This is a genomic window from Staphylococcus pasteuri, from assembly GCF_030547725.1.
Lineage (GTDB): Bacteria > Bacillota > Bacilli > Staphylococcales > Staphylococcaceae > Staphylococcus > Staphylococcus pasteuri.
This window is the reverse complement of record NZ_JAUOQO010000346.1, coordinates 1-271: the sequence shown is the minus strand read 5'-3', so window position 1 is coordinate 271 and position 271 is coordinate 1. Positions and strand designations below refer to the sequence as shown.

Genomic DNA, 271 nt, shown 5'->3' with positions numbered 1-271 from the left:
ATTCTGGGTTACGCGTAAAAATTGTTCTATTTTCTGGCAACATTGCGTCTAGTTCTTTAGCCGCGCTCCAGGTTTCAGTTGAGCTAAAGCCGCCGCCACTGGCAGCTTTATAAGCTTTCACATCACCACTCCAGTATTCCCCATCAAAAGCAGATTGATATAGAAACGAACTACTGGTTAAAAAATTATTGTTAAATACTGGTGGACTCGCTGATTGACTGCCACTGGCGATTTTCTCTAAAGCTTTACCAATTTGAGCTCCCAGTTGACC

General features: G+C 42.8%; 1 protein-coding gene. It reads right to left on the bottom strand.

The window, feature by feature from the left end:
• On the bottom strand, positions 1-271 hold a 271-nt coding region (locus tag Q4528_RS13935; RefSeq protein WP_303522182.1), incomplete at both ends, for a hypothetical protein.